Source organism: Chromobacterium fluminis (genome assembly GCF_011602385.1).
Taxonomy (GTDB): Bacteria; Pseudomonadota; Gammaproteobacteria; order Burkholderiales; family Chromobacteriaceae; genus Chromobacterium; species Chromobacterium fluminis.
The window spans coordinates 1-15,884 of the sequence record NZ_JAAOMA010000068.1 but is presented as its reverse complement, the minus strand read 5'-3'; the positions used below and the strand labels follow the sequence as shown (position 1 = coordinate 15,884).

The window sequence follows — 15,884 nt, the reverse complement described above, 5'->3', positions numbered from 1 at the left end:
TATCTGGATGTGCTGGACGCGCAGCGCAACAGCTTCCAGGCGGAACTGGGCCTGGTCAGCGCCAAGCTGGATCAACTCAACGCGGTGGTGGGCCTGTACAAGGCGCTGGGCGGCGGCTGGGAAACGCTGGCCAAGTCTTGATCCGCAGCATCAACCGACAAACCCCGCCTTGGCGGGGTTTTTTTGCGGCGGGATCATGCGCCGACGGTCAAAGTGGACGCAGCCAGTCGCGTTTGGACGGTTCCATCAAGAAACAACAACAGTGACATATCTGTCAGTGGTTGTGTCCGGACCCGCTGCTTACCATCCGCTGCGTTTCGACGTCGCCACACAGTGCGAGGACCCATGGGCACCATCACTCATTCAGACACTCTTTATCCACACTTGTTGACCCCGGCCGGGCGCGAGCGCTTGGTCGACGAGGCCTACCAAGTGCACGACGCCGTCTTCAGCGGCCTGGACCGGGCGGCCTTCCGCAAGATGGTGTTGCCGGAGTCCGAGCACAGCAGCATTTTGCTGCATCGCGGAGAACACGGCCAGGCGGTGGGCTATTGCGCCGTTCACCTGTTCCAGCGCCGCGCGGCGGGGCGCGAGGTCAAAATCTTGCGGGGTCAGGCCGGGCTGCTCAAAGACTACCGCGGCCGCAACAGCAATATGCCGTTTCTGGCCGGCTGCATGCTGCGCTACTGGCTGCGCAGCCCGTGGCGGCGGATGTACTTTCTGGGCGCGATGATCCACCCGTCCAGCTTCATCCAGATGCATAAATACGCCGCAGGAATGTGGCCCAGTCCGGAGCGGGGCATGGAGCAGCCGCTGGCGCGGCTGGCGGCGGAGTTGTGCGGCAGTTTCGGCATGGCGGTTCCCGCGCCGGAACGACCTTATGTGGTGAAGCTGGGCATTCTGACCCGAGACAGTCAAACGGACCACCAGTTCTGGCTGCGGCATCCGCGCCCGGCTGCGCGCTATTTTGTCGAACACAACCCGGACTATCACCAAGGCCATGGCTTGCTGGCCATGGCCGAACTGTCGCCGGCGGCCATCCTGAACGGCGTGTGGCGTTATCTGCGCGACCGGCGACGAGCGGGGAGGGCGTAATGGCTTGCCGCATGGAGCCTATGGAATTTCCGCGCGGGGGAGACCGCCGGCTGACTTCAGGTGCGGACGCCGACAATCACGTGGGAGGCCTTGAAGAAGGCGACGATTGCCTTGCCGACGGCCAGATCCAGGCCGTCCGCGCTTTCCTTGGTGACAATGGCCACCAAGGCGTCGCCGCCGTTGAGGCGGATTTCCACCTCGGTATTGACCGCGCCCGGACGCAGCGCGGACACCCGGCCTTCCAGGCGGTTGCGGGTGGAGAGTTTGATGCCGGCCTCGGGGTTGGCCAGGATCACCCAGGGCGCCTTGATGATGGCCAAGGCTTCGCCGCCCACGGTCAGGCCCAGGTTGGCGGTGCTGCGCTGGGTGATGACGGCGGTGATCACGTCGCCGCCCGGCAGGGCGATGTCGATCTCGTCGTTAACCACGCCGGGATGGATGGCGGCGACTTTACCGGCGAATTGATTGCGGGCGCTAGTGAGCATGAGGTGTCCTTGATGCGGGGTGGGTGGCATTTCGCCATTGGCGATATGCGGGCAGTATATGTGGGAGCGGGGCGCGCGCCTGTAGCTCTTTCGACCTAAGCCCCTATTGCGGGAACACCGTATCCGAGAGCGCGAACTCAAGCGCGGCTTCGACATGAATCCGGGTGGTGTCGAACACCGGCGCCGGCACGTCGGCCTGGCTCAACAGCAGCGGAAGCTCGGTGCAGCCGAAGACGATGCCCTCGGCGCCGCGCTCAATCAGTTGCTGAATCAGCCCCAGATAAGCGGCCTTGGTAGCCGGAGAAACCATGCCGCGGCCCAGCTCGTCGCGCAGGGTTCTCTGAATGAAATCGCGCGCATCCTGCGGCTCCGGAATCAAGGCGCGGATGCCGTGCCGGCTGAGCTTGTCCTGAAAAAACGGCAGCTCCATGGTGAACTTGGTGCCTAGCAGGCCGACGGTCCGCAGCTGTTGCCGGGATACCTCCCGCGCTGTAGCGCTTGCAATATGAATGATGGGGAGGCCGGCCGCCGCTTCCAGGCGATCGGCTAGGACGTGCGCGGTATTGGCGCACAGCACGATGGCTTCGACTCCGGCGGCTTTCAAATGCAGGCAGCCCTTGAGCAGAATGGAGTAAGTGTGCTCCCAGTCATCCCAGCCGCGCTGCTGGATATCGTTGAAATTCAGCGAGTAGACGACGCACTCGGCAAAATTAAGGCCGCCCAGCGCGGCGTTGACGCCTTCATTCAGATAGCGATAGTAATCCAGCGTCGATACCCAGCTGATGCCGCCCAGCAGGCCGAGTTTTTTCATGTTGGCTCGTTTCGTAATTGGGATGCGGAGTGAAATCCTTTACGTCGCTGCACGGCCCATGAGCGTTTTGGCGTGGATGAGCCCAGGGGCCACGCGAGGGCGGCTTGAGCCGGCGTCAATCGACGATGAACAGCTTGGCCCCGGTTTCGGTATGGGACAGATGCGGCTCGGCGTCGTCGGCCACCTGATAGCTGATGCCCGGCTTCAAGGTGAAGCTGCGGCCGTCCGCCAGCGTGGTGTGCAGTTCTCCTTCCAGGCACAACAGGATGTGGCCTTTGACGCACCAGTGATCGGCGCGGTAGCCCGGCGTGTATTCCACCATGCGGACGCGGATGTCGCCGAAGCGCTGGGTGCGCCAATAGGCGAAGCCGGTTTCGCCGGCGTGTGGAGTGGGTTCCAGCGTGGACCAATCGCTGATGCCGAATGGAAGATCGGATATTTTCATGGCGGCTCCTCTTGGGTAGGGGTCTAAGTGCCTGGCCATTGTCGCCGATGTCCCCGGGCCGCGATAGCGGTCTTAGCCCTGGGACAGCCTCGCATGCGCCAGCGCCTCCAGCCGGTCCAGCAGCGCGCCGGTTTCTTCGCGCAGGCCGGCTGCCACGGCTTGCTCGATTTCCACGCACAAAGTTGCTACTGGTGTTAAGCCGGCCATGGAGAAAGCCCCCTTGGTGGCGTGCAACTGTTGCATCAGCGGGGTGGAGTCCATCTGTTCCAAAGCTTGCCTCATCAGCAGCAGGGAATGGTCGAGCGCGTCCAGTAGTTCGGCGCGCCGGGTGGCGGACAAGGGCGCGGGCGGTCTGGCGGCCGGGCGGTCTTCGGCGGGGCGCAAGGCCAGGCGTTTGCGGATCACGCGGTCCAGTTCCTCCAGGGTAAAGGGCTTGAGCATGAGCTCGTCGATGCCGGCCTGAGCGCAGAGCGGCTGTTCCGCGCTGCCGGCTTGCGCGGTGATGGCGACGATGGGGGCGGTGAAGCCGCTGTCTCGCAGGGCTTGGGCCAGGTTGTAGCCGCTGATGTCCGGCATGCTCAGATCGGTCAGCACCAGGGCGTAATCGTGGCGGACGGCCAGCGCCAGCGCGGCGGCTCCGCTGGCGGCGATATCCGCCTGGTGGCCCAGTTCGCGGAGCTGGTCCTGGATCAGCGCCCGAATCGCCGGATGGTCGTCCACCACCAGGATGCGGGCCGCTAGAGCAGCCGGGCTTGGCGAAACCGCGGGCGGTTCTGCCACGGCAGCGGCGGCGGATGGCGGCAAGGGCAGGGTCACGACGAAGGTGCTGCCCACCCCGGGAGTGGAGGTGAATTCGATCGTCCCCGCCAGCAATTCCGCCAGCTTCTTGCATAGCGACAGGCCCAGGCCGGTGCCGCCGAAGCGGCGGGTGATGGAGGCGTCCGCCTGAGAGAACTCGGTGAAGACCTGATCATGGTATTCGGCGGGAATGCCCACGCCGCTGTCGCTCACGCCAATGATTACCGGCGAATTCGGGAGGCCGTCGTCCTGCCGATAGACTTCCAGCTGCACCTCGCCGCTGAGCGTGAACTTGATGGCGTTGCCCAGCAGATTCAGCATGATCTGCCGGATGCGGCCGGGGTCGCCCAGATAAGCCGGCGCCAATTGCGCGTCTATCATGCAGGAGAATTCCAAGCCCTTGGCGCGGGCCAAGGGCTCCATGACGGCCGCGGCTTCGCGGCCGAGCGCGGCCAGATCGAAAGGGATGCTCTCCACGCTCATCAGCCCGGCTTCCACCTTGGACAGGTCTAGAATGTCGTTGATGATGGCCAGCAGCGCCTGCGACGAGTGCTTGGCGACGGACAAGCGCTGTTGTTGCGGTGCGGCCAGCCGGGCGCGGCCGAGCAAGTCCAAGCTGCTGACGATGGCGTGCAGCGGGGTGCGGATTTCATGGCTGACCATGGCCACAAAGGACGATTTTGCCTGGCTGGCCGCCTCCGCTGTTTGGCGAGAGGTTTCCAGCTGGCGTTCCAGCGCCTTGCGCGCGGTGATGTCCACCACATTGCACAGCAGGACCCGGATGCCCTGATAGCGCGTGGCCATCGTGGTGCTGTGCAACTCCATGGCGCTGCCGTCCTCCAGCGCAAACTGAATGTCCCGGTGGCAAGGCGTGGTGCCTAGCGGGGATGCGGCCAAGTGGGTGTCCAGCAATTGCAGGTGCAGGGGCGGGTGGGCAATTGAACCCATCCGGGTCCATTGCCGCATCACCTCGTTTTCCAGCAGTACATTGCCGCTGGCGACGGATAGCAGCGTCAGGCCGGACGGCGCGGTGTCCACCATGATGCGGTTCAGGTTCTCGCTTTCGAAAATACGCTGGGCATTGTTGAAGGCGGGTTTGAAGATTCTTCGATCCAGCAACAGAATGAAGGTCCACAGGCAAAGCAGGGCAAACAGCAGAGCGCTGAGGTTGATGATCAGCGGTAGCCTTAGGTCGTTCAGCAAACCGTGCCAAGGGAATATCTGGATATGGACCCAGTCCAGGGTGGGGAGGCGCGCGCGCAAGATGAACAAACCGTCGCGGTATTGGAGATCGGACACCGTGTGGTCTATTGCAGGCAAGGCCATGGCGCGAAGCTTTGCAATGAGTTGCGCGCCTTGTTTTGACTCGGGGCCAAGACCCAGATAAAAGGGGCCGCCGGAACCGGCCAGCAAGGTGGTTTCATCATCAATATCTGGCCGCCAGGTATTCAGCAAAGTATCGATGCGGATATCCCTGGCGAATACGGCGATAGGCGCGCCGTCCACCACGGCGGCTTGCGCCAAGCGGATAGCGGGGCGGCGGGTCAGCGGCGCGGCGGCGGCGGCCAGCCAGACTGGCTGACGGCCGGCTCGGCCGTTGGCGGCCGTTGGATTGGGCATATTGGCGAAAGCCCTTTGCCAGAGAGCCTCTTTGGTGTTCGGCTGGGCTGACACAGACGAGGACAAGCTGGGAGAGATAATCGTCAAAAATCGGTGGTCCGGGCTATATAAATAGGCGGTTACCGACTTTCTCAACTCGCAATCGCCGCCGCACATGGCGCTGGCGGTATGCTCCGCCAGCGCCAGATAGGGTTCAAAACGGGAGGCGGGGTACTGGGCGGAGAGCTTGCCCAAGATTCGTGTAGGAGGATGAGACGGAGAGGCTTGCAGCCAGGCTTCGCCGTTATGTGCGGTGAATTGGCGCCGCAGCGCGGGAGAGGCTTTGGGTAGCGTCTTCCACGCAGCCTCGGCTTGGCTGACCTGGTGGTGGAGATCAATCGCATGTCCCCGCAGCATCACCTTCAGCGCCGTGTTTTCAGCATCGAATATCTGTTGGCGGTCGGACAACATCTCCTTACCGGCCAGCCAGAGGGTCAGAACGGTCAAGGCCAGCAGGGCCAGCGAAATGGCTGCGCCGCCGCCAAACAAAGTGACGCGCTGGATGCGCCGCAAGCGGCCGAGTGGCTGGCTTTCAGGGGAGGGCGGGCTTGAATTGCGCATGCGGCTTCCGGGGTGAGACTTGGCTGGGCGGTTGACCATATTCAGGATATTTGCTTATCTATAAAAATAGATTGTCTTGACAATAATTATTGAAATTTCATGTGGGCGACATGGTTATGGCGGAAATAAAAGTCTTCTTGGTGGACGATCACCCCTCTGTCCTCAGCGGCTTGGAGCACGCTTTGCAAGGCCAGCGCTCCATCCGCGTGGCGGGCCGGGCCAATAGCGCCACCGCTCTGTGGGACATGCTGGCCAACCAGCCTTGCGATGTGCTGGTGTCCGATTATTCCATGCCCGGCTGCGAGTCCGGCGATGGCACGGCCATGTTCGAGCGCTTGCGTCGGCTGTACCCGGAACTGGGCATCGTGGTGCTCACCATGATGGACAACGCCCTGGTGGTGCGCTCGCTGCGCGGCTTGGGCATTCACTGCATACTGAGCAAATCCGACGCCATCGAGCACCTATTGCCGGCGGTGTACGGCGCCATGGCTAAAACGGCCTACTTCTCCCCGGCAGTGGAGCGTCTGCTGGAGGCGGACCACCTGGCCCAACCCGCCGCCAAGCGCGACCTGACCGCGCGCGAAGCCGAAGTGGTGCGGCTCTTTGTCGCCGGGCTCACCGTCAACGACATCGCCGCTAAACTCAAGCGCAGCAAGCAAACCATCAGCACCCAAAAAGCCAGCGCCATGCGCAAACTGGGCGCGGAACGCGACGCCGACCTCTTGCTGCTGTTCAAGTCCTGACATGTGTTTTTCTCCCGGCGGCCCTTTCTTGGTGCCGCTTCCCCGCCGCGGGTTCCCGCGCATCCTGCGTGTCTGCTAACGCATAGGCCGGCCAGTATAGTCGTTTTAAGGTGTGATCCCCGCCGCGCGGCGCGCATTTCGTACTGGTCAAATATCCCCCCGCACTGAGCATCGCTATGCTGCCGGATTGATTTTCGTCTGGGCCTGAAAGACGGCAAGCAGGCGAGCATGGCGTTTATATTGAACTAGGTGCTCTGTTGATGGCGGGTAGTGTTTCAAAGTCTGGCGGTGCGCATGGGCACGCTTAAAAAAACTCTGGTCTTGTTGGCCGCCGTTCTACTGGCGCTGAGTTTGTGGGAGCTGGCGCAGCGATACTTCATCCTCAGTCCCTCGTATCAAACCGGCAAAACCCCGCAAGATTACGGGGTGACTTACCAGGAAACCTGGCTACCGATTGCCAAGACGGAAGGCGGCGGCCTGGTGCATGCATGGTGGTTGCCGGCCAAATCCCCCGCCGCGCCGGCAGTGCTGTTTTTGCACGGCAACGACAGCACGCTGTACACCGATATCGATTTGATCCTCAGCCTGCGCCGGCTGGGTCTGGCTGTGATGGCAATCGACTACCGCGGTTACGGAGAAGGCGCCTGGTACTTACCCTCGCAGCGTTCGGTCTACGCCGACGCCCGGACCGCCTGGCAGGCGTTCAAGAAACTGTCGCCGGAGGCGTCCAAGCACCTGGTGTACGGCCACTCTCTGGGCGGCGCCATCGCCATGGACATGGCGGCGGTATCGCTGGGCGTGGACGGGGTGATTATCGACGGCGGTTTCTTGTCCATCGCGGACATCGCCAAATCCTATACCGCCTCATGGCTGCCGTTTGACGCGCTGATCCGCCATAACTTCTCCTCCTATTCCAAACTGCCGGCCATTGCCGCGCCAAAACTATTCATTCATTGCTCCGGCGACGAGGTGGTGCCGATGGAGTTGGGTGAGCGTCTATATCAACTCAGTCCTCAGCCTAAGACAAAATTGTTTATGAGGGGGGGGGAGTCATGATCACTGTTATTGTCTTGATTTAGCTGCATGGTCAGTCAAAGTTAGAGCAGTGGCTGGGGTGGAGAATATGGATGAAACTCTCAAATAAATACTATTGTCCAGTCTCGGTTTTATCCTGTTTTGTCTGGTTGAATTTAGTACTGGTCATATATGTTTTTTAAGAATAGAAATGGAAAATGTTGGAGCCTATTAGAGATTTATCTGGTGCTGTAACCTTACCCAATAAAGGAGTGATGTGTATGCGAAAAGTTGGATTGGTAGTGATGTCTGTATTGACTTTAGGTCTATCGCAAGGAGCGGTCGCGGCTGAAACCACTTATAATGCTTCTGTTAAGTGGAATGCGGAAGTTGTTAAAAAAACCGATGTGGATTTGAATGTTTTTGCTAATAGCGACTCGCTGAATTTTACTTGGAACCCGAATCAGGGTTTGTTTACCACCCCTACTAGTGGCTTAACCATTCAGATGGGAAGTCAGGCAGATGCTAGTCAATATAAGCTGACCGCGCAATTGGGTGGGCGTACATTGAGCCATATTGCAGGGCCAGAAAAAGGCAATGTTAAAGTGGCTGCCATTCTCGGTGGAGTTGCTGTTAATGATGAGAAGCCTGTAGAAATTTTGCGAGGTAACAAGGATGGCGTTGAGATAGCCGCAGATGGAATGGGGCATATGAATATTTCGAAGCCAGGGGCCCATTCCACGCCGAAAGGCAGTTATCACGAAGCCCGTAATGTAGAAGTGCGCTTTCACATTGCTGGAGGTGTGGATGCTGATAAGAACCCAGTAAGTGGTGATAAGCTTAACACTTTGTCCGATGGTGTTTTTAATGGGGCTGTGGAAATGATATTTAATGCATCCTGGAGTGGTGCTTAACCCCAGATGTAGATGTAGTGGCTTGAGTCCAAGAGCTTCTATCTACTGAATCCAGAGGTGCTGGAGATGCCCGCCTTTCTGTCTGGCGGGTACTTCCATCCATTTCTGTCCTTGTGTCTGTTTAATATGAAGCATGGTCATTTTGGCCAAGCTTCTCATCTAACATGAAAACCTATCAAATAAAGTTGCTGTCCTGCGTGTGGCTAATGTTTAGCAGTTTTCCGGTCAATGCCATTCATGTGGGAGCTTTAACCACTGTTTTGGAGTCAGGTGACTCCTTTGTTAGCAAAGCATTTGGCAATCAAGATAAGGTTGCCAAGTTTGTCAATGTTAGCATTATTCCGGTGGATAACCCTAAAAATATGAAGCCTCTGCAAAGGGGGGCGCCTGAGTTGTTGGTGTCACCGGCTACACAGGTAATTGGTCCAAACAAAACGGCTAATGTCAAGTTGTATTATCAAGGGCCGGTGGATGGTAAGGAACGCTACTATCAGTTGAGGTTTTCTGAACAGGATCTACCCGCGCTTACTCAGCTTACCAATCAAACATCACTGAAAACCAAAAGGCAAATTACCATAAATACGGTTTTGGTGGTGCGTCCGCGTCAAGCTGAATTTACCTATGAGGTAAATGGTAAGGGCAAAATGAGCAACACTGGCAATACATTTATTCGTATGCTGACAAGTGGGCAGTGTTCCAATAGTGGTTCTAAGCAGCTTGAAACCTGCTCGCGCTATGCGTTTTTATTGCCAGGTGAAAGTGTTGATTTTTCAAAGCATTTCAAAAAGTTTGACGGCTATGGAGTGTGGAGAGGGTCGGAGTATATCCATATACCAGCTCAAGAGTGATTAGTTTCAAACTCCAAGAAAGCCATTCTGTGCGCCAATCAATTTCATTTTTGCCTCCTGCTCCATTCAAAGTCTCGTTAACAGTATTGTTGCTCAGCCAGCTGGTGCTGATTAGTTCAAAAGTATTTGCCCAATCCAAGGCCCATACTATGGATGTGCCAGACTCTGATCGGGTAAATAATCCACTGGCGCAAGATGATTTTCCCCCGGAGTTTTTCTCGTTGCTGGAAAAAGGGGTAGAAGTACCTTTGCGTATGCGTACTCCTGGTGGGCAGGCTGAAGAGGCGGGGCGGGCCAGTGTTCGTTATTCCGATGGTCAGTTAATTCTGACGCAAGCCGTTCTGAAACAGGGTTCACTCACCCAGGAATACCAGAAACTATGGCAACAGCAGTACGACCGCCCAATTCCTTATCAGCAGTGTAAAACGTCCGACTTGATTGAAGGTTCTGAACATGGTGAAGCCACGCCATTCAATCTATGTTTCAATATCAGAGCATTTGAATTGCTTGTCACTGTGCCGGCGGTTGCTTTTGAACAAAATGCACGCTCTCGGATATTGACCCTGCCCGATAGTACAGAACAGCATGTAAGTGGTTTGTTTAATTACAATGCAGCATTCTCTCGTAACGATAGCCAGCGGGACGACGGCTATCTACGGTTACAGTCTTTATCCGCCTATGGTAGCACCCATTTATATCTGGATGGTGATGCCCGCACCCGAACCACTGGCGACATCTATGAAGCAAGACTAGAGCGGGACGTACAAGGTATTAAAATAACTGGTGGTTACCTGGGAAGTTGGGGACTCAATCAGATCGGTAATGTTTCATACACACAAGGTGGCAAGTTTTATGGTGTGAGTGCCGGCAATATGGGGCGTTCTCAGTCCATGGATAGCAGCCTGTCGCGGATACCTATCTTTGTCTTCATGCCCGCTAGTGGACAGGTCAATGTCTATCGAGACAATAAGCTCATTCATGTCCAAACTTTGCCCATCGGCAATCAGGAAGTGGATACCGCGCCATTCCCTATAGGAAATTACCCAGTTCGGCTGGAAGTGGTTGTCAATGGGGAGGTAGTGTCAAAGCAGAATGAAATGGTGCATAAAACCGCTAGTTATGGAAAAGGAAAAGACCTGGCATTTCAATTATTTGGCGGTATTTATCAAGCGGCTTCCGGTAATGGCAATACCCATTTGCTTGGCGCGACTGGGCAATGGAATACCCGCTGGGCTGATGTCAGCGCTACGGTATATCACTATGATGATCTGCTTGCGTTTGAACCCACGCTAAATTGGCAGTTTACCTATGGCTCTATTACTAGCCAACTAGGTGTGGCCAGCAACCGTAGTTATAACGCTACGCTGTCCGGGTCCGTCAATCTGGGGCCTGCCAACATCTGGAGCAGTTACGATAACAGTCGACGTTACGATAAATACCGGTTGACTAATTCTGAGGAAGACAGCAAGACGGTAAGGCGCTATTTGAGTTTAGGTGGTTCGTTGGATTTGCAGCGCCTCCTTAATAGCCAACGATACAGTAATTTGAACCTTAGCTTGGGGCGAGATTATCTTTCTGGTAACCGGGATCTGCGGCTGGACTTTGGTCAGACCTTATTTCAGAATAAGTTGTTGGAGCTTAAACTGAACACCGGTAAAACCTGGTCTCAGCGCAGCGGCACGCCTAATGAGCAGTCTTTTTATGCCAGCCTTAACCTGACCTTGAGCTTTGGCAGCGCCGGGCTGGATTACTCCCGAACCCGTGACAGTGAAAGCATGGGAATCAAAGCCTCGTGGCAACCGAAAAATATCGACGGGCTGGATTACCTGGGCGGCAATCTGGGGAATAGTCGGTCTTTGAGCCACAGTGCAAGCTCAAGCCAAGAGGGCGGCTCTGGCAACAGCAATAGCTATTTCAATCTCAACGGCAATGGCAAAACTTCTCATTTCAGTTGGGATACCAGCGCTGGTAAAAATAGCAACCATGGCGGTCTCTATTTTAACGGTAGTCTCAGCGGCAGTATGGCCTGGAATCAGGCTGGCCTGGGTTGGGGCCATGCCCAGTCAGAGGCTGGCATGATCGTAAAATTGAACCAACAAGCTGCTGGTCAGCTTGAACTGCTGGTCAATCAGCGCCCCAGCCGTTTGTCCGGCCGCTCCACCTTTGTTGGCATGCCGGCCTTCAGCCAGGTAGATGTCCAACTGCGCAACAGCCCAAAATCACCGGCTAATTTCGAGATTCAGCAGGCAGAACGTCATTTAGTGCTCTATCCCGGCAATGTCGCCGCCATGCAGCCGCAACTGCGCCAATTGGTAACCGTATTTGGTGTGCTGATGGAAAATGGCCGGCCGCGATCCGGCGTGATCTTGCGCAACCATATCGGCCAGGCCACCACCGCGGATGATGGTTCCTTTGTTATCGATGTGGATAAAACCCAGCCAAGTGTGGAATACCGGATGGCGGATAATTCACAATGCCAGCTTGAATTGGATCTGAGCCAGGCGCAGGGGGCTGCTTGGGTAAATCAGGTTTCCTGCTCGCAGCCGACTACTTCGTAAATGGTTGCCGCTTTGATGAAAGGATTAACCGTAATGAACTATTTGAGCAAAGCCCAGCTTTCTCAGTGGTGTTGCACCTGTCTGTTGCTGTTGCTGATCAACTCTAGTTTAGCTGCACCGGGTAGTAGTCCAGGGGAGGTGAAAGGAGGGAAACTCCTCGATGGTGGGAGTCAGACCATTCAACCTGTAGTCATCCAGCTTAATGCCAAAGCGGGTGAAGAGGCCTATTATATTGCCTCAACAGGGAGCTTTGTTAATGGTGGAATTATGGGCTACTATAGTGTCGCTAACAGTCAGCAATCTGCGCTTGCTATTTCTTTTCCATTTAAGGGGAGTAGCGGGTGGAATTATAGCTTATCTGTTGGTTTTTATTTTCAAACGAAGAGAAATAACACTGTTTACCCTTTGTTGTCTAAAACTTCGGAAGGTCAAGATGGTATTAATAGCAGTCTTCCTTTTAAATGGAAGAGCAGGTGTGGCAAAAAAACCTTTCTTGATTATAATAGGGTAATTTTTTGGCCAGCCAGCTATCCCAATTATCTGGGTAGTAGCAGCGTAGATGCCAATCCACGAGGATTGCAAATAAGATCAAACTTAAAAGCTTTTGTAGGTGCATTAATTGGTGATGACATTGTAAATGTCACCAGCCTAGATACTTATCAGTGTTCAGATACAGATGATGTGCCTAAGTTTGAGAGTAGCGTGATAAGTGGCAGTGGGATGCGAAAAACAGTTTTGCAATTTAGCCCAATAAAAACGGCAAAACTAAGCCAACTCTCTGAGGAGATTTCAGTGTCCCCTCAGGGAAAACTGCTGTCATCGAAAAGCATTTGTAAAATCAATGAAAATGGCACGAGCATGGACTGTCCATTGCAAATAGAAAATGCCGGAACGCTAGGACTTTTTACTCTGAAATCCAACATCAATGGCGTTGTTTTTGTTAATAATGGCAAAGAACTTAGCTCTACCCCCATTAAAGATGGGTTAAAGGTTCGCATTAGTAGCAGCTATTTGAAAAGCCTATTAGACAAGGATAAAGATGAGGCTAATCTAGACAACGCCGTAAAGTTGTCTATCTATCCCACGACAGCCAGTCAGCTAGCTGGTGAGTTTGGTTTGTTCTCGCTGTTGAAATTAAAAAAGATTAACTATCAGATTGCTATTTTCGAGCGCGAGCCTGAAAATAAAATCAACGACTATTATCAGGTTGTGGTAGGCAAAGAGACTGAGCTGCGTTTGCCTTATGAAATAAAACAGTCGGGTCCATCCAAAGCGACAAAGGTAAGCTTACAGATTAGCGGGCCGCAGATAAGCCTGCCTAAAGATGGTCGCCAGTACTGCAAGTTCAGCACCGCTGGCAGACAGGATATTGCGCTGCCGCTTGATTTGGCCTTTATGAGTCCCAGTGGCGCCAACCGTCAGTTGGTGGCGGCTGATTGTTCTAATAGGCCAATTGATATTACCAATATGCCGTGGTCAGAAAGCCTAGGAACGCAGTATGAAGGTAGGTTGTGGCTGGATTTACTGTTTCCTTTAGTTTATCCGCAGATACTATATGACGTGAATGGCAAGGCTTGGGAAGGCCGGGCCAGAGCTAGTGGCGAAGTTACGATAAAAGCAACTTGGGTTAACTGAGGGGTATGATGCTCTCTCTAAGAAAAATCAGTATTAGCCTATGGATTTTGCTTGGCCTGTCATCCTCAACATGGGGCTTGTCTGTAGGGGAATTGACCTACTTTATGGGGAGTGATACTGCATTTCTGGCACGAAAAGTATTCAATGACACTCAACAAGCGAGATTTTACGATGTGTCGGTCGAGGAGAGCGATCCACCTTACGGTAATGCGGTAGAGCGAAAAGCGCCGGCAGGTGAGCTACTTTATGCCCCTAAACAGTTGTTGCTGCGTCCTAATTCCAGCGACTGGCTCAAGCTTTACTATCGTGGTCCACAGGACGACCATCCCCGCTATTACCGGATCACATTCCGCGAGCGTCCAGGAGCATTGGTACCACGGGGAGATACCCCCCGCTTCACCACTTCAATCCGTTTAAGCACCATTTTGGTCGTGCAGCCACGTAAGGCGCGGCAGTCATACACGTTTGAGAATGGTTCAGTTCTAAATAGCGGTAATACTGTTTACTTGGCTTATCTAGAGGGACGGTGCAATGTAGAACCGAGTATAAGCCTCCCTTGCGTGCGGGAAAAATACCTGGCTCCAGGCGAGCGCCTGCTGTTACAGGGATGGTTTCCAACGGAAGATACCCGGTTATTTATGAGTAATGAACAAACTAAGTCCGTACAGTGGGAGTAGACAATTGAGCATTCACTAAATTGAGGGGTGCCAGGTTTTGCCAAAACTTCTGAGTATGAGATGCTCCAGTTTTATCTATCCTTTCTCTATGCATGATTGATGTCTTTAATGTCTTTGGCTTCAGGCGCTATGTTTTTTAAATAGACTGTACTGGTGTGGAGTGTGTTTTTTCTTCTTAATTTAGTACTGGTCCTATTAAAATCAGGAAAGATTAAGCGTAGCGTTGCGTCTAGCATTATTCTTGGCTGCGAGGCATGTCGGTTGTGATTTCGGCTTGTCTCGCTCTTGCTGGCTAGGTCATGAACACGCTCTTAGGTAAAGGTATAGATATCATGCCGAAGTCATTTCAGGTCGCTGTCGACGACTCTTTACTCAACGCCTTGTCCAATGAAAACAGGCATATTCAGCTAAGTATCAGCATTGGCCATCATAAAGTCAGCGACATCACCTTAAGCCAGGGCGATATTGAGAATATTGTTACGCATAGCGCGGCTTTTTCGGTGGAGGGAATTACGGCGGACAATGGTATGACCACCATTGTCTTGCAGCTGTCCTCAGGTCTGTGTGAGCAGGATATCTTGAAGTCCATGCATGCCCCATGGCGCGCGTACTCATTACCGACAGAAGCGCGTAAGTCCCCTCAGCACATCATGCTATCCGGAGCCTCTGGAGATCATTGGTAGGTTTACGTCTGCCAATACCATAGCCGCTGATCAACATCGGCCTTGGGGGACAAGCCGGCGCACCGTCAGCTTGAGCCTGACGCGGCGCTGCTTGCCGGAAGGCGCTAGCGTATTCGCCATAGCGGTTTCGCCGTTAAACCACCTAATTTGGGGCTCTATATGAATATCTTGCTATTGGCGGCCTTCCCCGCCGAATCCGCCCGGCTGTCGCAACAGCTGTCCGCCGCGTGGAAGCCTGAGCCCATGCTCGGCGCTTTGTCCTGTCGCAGCCTTCAATACAATCTCCACCAGCTTTACCTGGCCGAAACCGGCGTGGGCACGGAAGACGCCGCCTTGACCACTCAAGCCGTGCTGTTGCAGCGAGATATTGATCTGGTCTTGTTGATGGGGACCTCGGGCGCGGTGGGGGATGGCTGGGAGGTTGGCGATGTCGTTGCCGGCAAGCAAGTCGTGCAAATGGATCTGCACGGCATCGACACCATCCTGAAAGGCACGCCGTTTGAATCCTGCCTGTTTAATAGCAATACGCACGCTCAGTTGGAAACGGCATGGGATGTGGACTCCTATTGGCTGGAGAAGCTGAAAGCCCTGCCTAGGGTGAAGCCGGGGTTGATCTTCAGCAGCAACCAGTTTCCGGTGCCCGCCGACAAGTTTCCCGCAATGCTGGAACTGGGCCGCGGCGTGATTGAGATGGAAGCCTCCGGCGTGATGCGCGCTGCCCGCCGGCTGGGTTCGACGCCGGTGCTGGTGCTGCGGGCGGTCAGTAACATCATTGACGGCCAAGGGCGGGATACGGGCACGCCCGAGCAGGGCATTGAGTTGTGCGCGGAGGAGCCTGTCAGATTTTCTGTGTGCATGAGGTCATGAGATGATACCGAAAGGGACGCTACATGACCGTTGCAATGACCACCAAGAAACCCAAGAAACTCAAGGCACCCAAGCTCATTCCTGACGAACT

14 protein-coding genes are annotated in these 15,884 nt (G+C 55.0%); 10 read left to right on the top strand and 4 right to left on the bottom strand.

What is annotated here, in order from left to right:
- The first annotated feature begins 345 nt into the window (after positions 1–345).
- Entirely contained in the window at positions 346–1,095 is a 750-nt protein-coding gene (locus tag HA052_RS25520) for a hypothetical protein (protein ID WP_166454183.1), read from the top strand.
- Between the two features lie 56 nt (positions 1,096–1,151).
- Here the strand turns inward: HA052_RS25520 and HA052_RS25515 are convergent, their stop codons facing one another.
- From HA052_RS25515 to HA052_RS25500, 4 genes are all read right to left on the bottom strand, one after another.
- Positions 1,152–1,580: a TOBE domain-containing protein gene (locus tag HA052_RS25515; protein WP_166454182.1), complete on the bottom strand. Its 429-nt coding sequence runs from the start codon at positions 1,578–1,580 to the stop codon at positions 1,152–1,154.
- A 103-nt stretch (positions 1,581–1,683) separates the two neighbouring features.
- Positions 1,684–2,391 (bottom strand): aspartate/glutamate racemase family protein, encoded by a 708-nt coding sequence (locus HA052_RS25510; RefSeq protein ID WP_166454181.1) that lies wholly within the window; start codon positions 2,389–2,391, stop codon positions 1,684–1,686.
- 115 nt (positions 2,392–2,506) lie between these two features.
- A complete protein-coding gene (locus HA052_RS25505; protein WP_081550945.1) occupies positions 2,507–2,836 on the bottom strand; it encodes a DHCW motif cupin fold protein in 330 nt (109 codons plus the stop codon).
- Between the two features lie 72 nt (positions 2,837–2,908).
- Complete coding sequence (locus HA052_RS25500) at positions 2,909–5,854, bottom strand: hybrid sensor histidine kinase/response regulator (RefSeq protein WP_166454180.1); 2,946 nt, start codon at positions 5,852–5,854, stop codon at positions 2,909–2,911.
- Between the two features lie 116 nt (positions 5,855–5,970).
- On the opposite strand from HA052_RS25500, the gene HA052_RS25495 reads away from it, so the two are divergent.
- From HA052_RS25495 to HA052_RS25455, 9 genes are all read left to right on the top strand, one after another.
- Positions 5,971–6,597: a response regulator gene (locus tag HA052_RS25495; RefSeq protein WP_206119053.1), complete on the top strand. Its 627-nt coding sequence runs from the start codon at positions 5,971–5,973 to the stop codon at positions 6,595–6,597.
- Positions 6,598–6,891: 294 nt separating this feature from the next.
- Positions 6,892–7,653: an alpha/beta hydrolase gene (locus tag HA052_RS25490; protein ID WP_166454179.1), complete on the top strand. Its 762-nt coding sequence runs from the start codon at positions 6,892–6,894 to the stop codon at positions 7,651–7,653.
- Positions 7,654–7,829: 176 nt separating this feature from the next.
- Positions 7,830–8,525: a common pilus major fimbrillin subunit EcpA gene (locus tag HA052_RS25485; protein WP_166454178.1), complete on the top strand. Its 696-nt coding sequence runs from the start codon at positions 7,830–7,832 to the stop codon at positions 8,523–8,525.
- Between the two features lie 164 nt (positions 8,526–8,689).
- Positions 8,690–9,373, top strand: a complete 684-nt coding sequence (locus tag HA052_RS25480; RefSeq protein WP_166454177.1) for an EcpB family pilus assembly chaperone — start codon at positions 8,690–8,692, stop codon at positions 9,371–9,373.
- Positions 9,370–11,931: a TcfC E-set like domain-containing protein gene (locus tag HA052_RS27830; protein ID WP_166454176.1), complete on the top strand. Its 2,562-nt coding sequence runs from the start codon at positions 9,370–9,372 to the stop codon at positions 11,929–11,931. Before HA052_RS25480 ends, HA052_RS27830 begins: the two co-directional genes overlap by 4 nt.
- A gap of 33 nt (positions 11,932–11,964) precedes the next feature.
- Entirely contained in the window at positions 11,965–13,566 is a 1,602-nt protein-coding gene (locus HA052_RS25470; RefSeq protein WP_166454175.1) for a fimbrial adhesin EcpD family protein, read from the top strand.
- 5 nt (positions 13,567–13,571) lie between these two features.
- Complete coding sequence (locus HA052_RS25465; protein WP_166454174.1) at positions 13,572–14,243, top strand: EcpB family pilus assembly chaperone; 672 nt, start codon at positions 13,572–13,574, stop codon at positions 14,241–14,243.
- A 299-nt stretch (positions 14,244–14,542) separates the two neighbouring features.
- Entirely contained in the window at positions 14,543–14,926 is a 384-nt protein-coding gene (locus HA052_RS25460; protein WP_166454173.1) for a hypothetical protein, read from the top strand.
- A 159-nt stretch (positions 14,927–15,085) separates the two neighbouring features.
- Complete coding sequence (locus HA052_RS25455) at positions 15,086–15,793, top strand: 5'-methylthioadenosine/S-adenosylhomocysteine nucleosidase family protein (RefSeq protein ID WP_166454172.1); 708 nt, start codon at positions 15,086–15,088, stop codon at positions 15,791–15,793.
- Positions 15,794–15,884: the final 91 nt, after the last annotated feature.

Bases quoted from the DNA above. Each gene is read 5' to 3' on its own strand.
- HA052_RS25520 (WP_166454183.1), top strand. From the start codon at position 346: ATGGGCACCATCACTCATTCAGACACTCTTTATCCACACTTGTTGACC.
- HA052_RS25515 (WP_166454182.1), bottom strand. From the start codon at position 1,580: ATGCTCACTAGCGCCCGCAATCAATTCGCCGGTAAAGTCGCCGCCATC.
- HA052_RS25510 (WP_166454181.1), bottom strand. From the start codon at position 2,391: ATGAAAAAACTCGGCCTGCTGGGCGGCATCAGCTGGGTATCGACGCTG.
- HA052_RS25505 (WP_081550945.1), bottom strand. From the start codon at position 2,836: ATGAAAATATCCGATCTTCCATTCGGCATCAGCGATTGGTCCACGCTG.
- HA052_RS25500 (WP_166454180.1), bottom strand. From the start codon at position 5,854: ATGCGCAATTCAAGCCCGCCCTCCCCTGAAAGCCAGCCACTCGGCCGC.
- HA052_RS25495 (WP_206119053.1), top strand. From the start codon at position 5,971: ATGGCGGAAATAAAAGTCTTCTTGGTGGACGATCACCCCTCTGTCCTC.
- HA052_RS25490 (WP_166454179.1), top strand. From the start codon at position 6,892: ATGGGCACGCTTAAAAAAACTCTGGTCTTGTTGGCCGCCGTTCTACTG.
- HA052_RS25485 (WP_166454178.1), top strand. From the start codon at position 7,830: ATGTTGGAGCCTATTAGAGATTTATCTGGTGCTGTAACCTTACCCAAT.
- HA052_RS25480 (WP_166454177.1), top strand. From the start codon at position 8,690: ATGAAAACCTATCAAATAAAGTTGCTGTCCTGCGTGTGGCTAATGTTT.
- HA052_RS25470 (WP_166454175.1), top strand. From the start codon at position 11,965: ATGAACTATTTGAGCAAAGCCCAGCTTTCTCAGTGGTGTTGCACCTGT.
- HA052_RS25465 (WP_166454174.1), top strand. From the start codon at position 13,572: ATGATGCTCTCTCTAAGAAAAATCAGTATTAGCCTATGGATTTTGCTT.
- HA052_RS25460 (WP_166454173.1), top strand. From the start codon at position 14,543: ATGAACACGCTCTTAGGTAAAGGTATAGATATCATGCCGAAGTCATTT.
- HA052_RS25455 (WP_166454172.1), top strand. From the start codon at position 15,086: ATGAATATCTTGCTATTGGCGGCCTTCCCCGCCGAATCCGCCCGGCTG.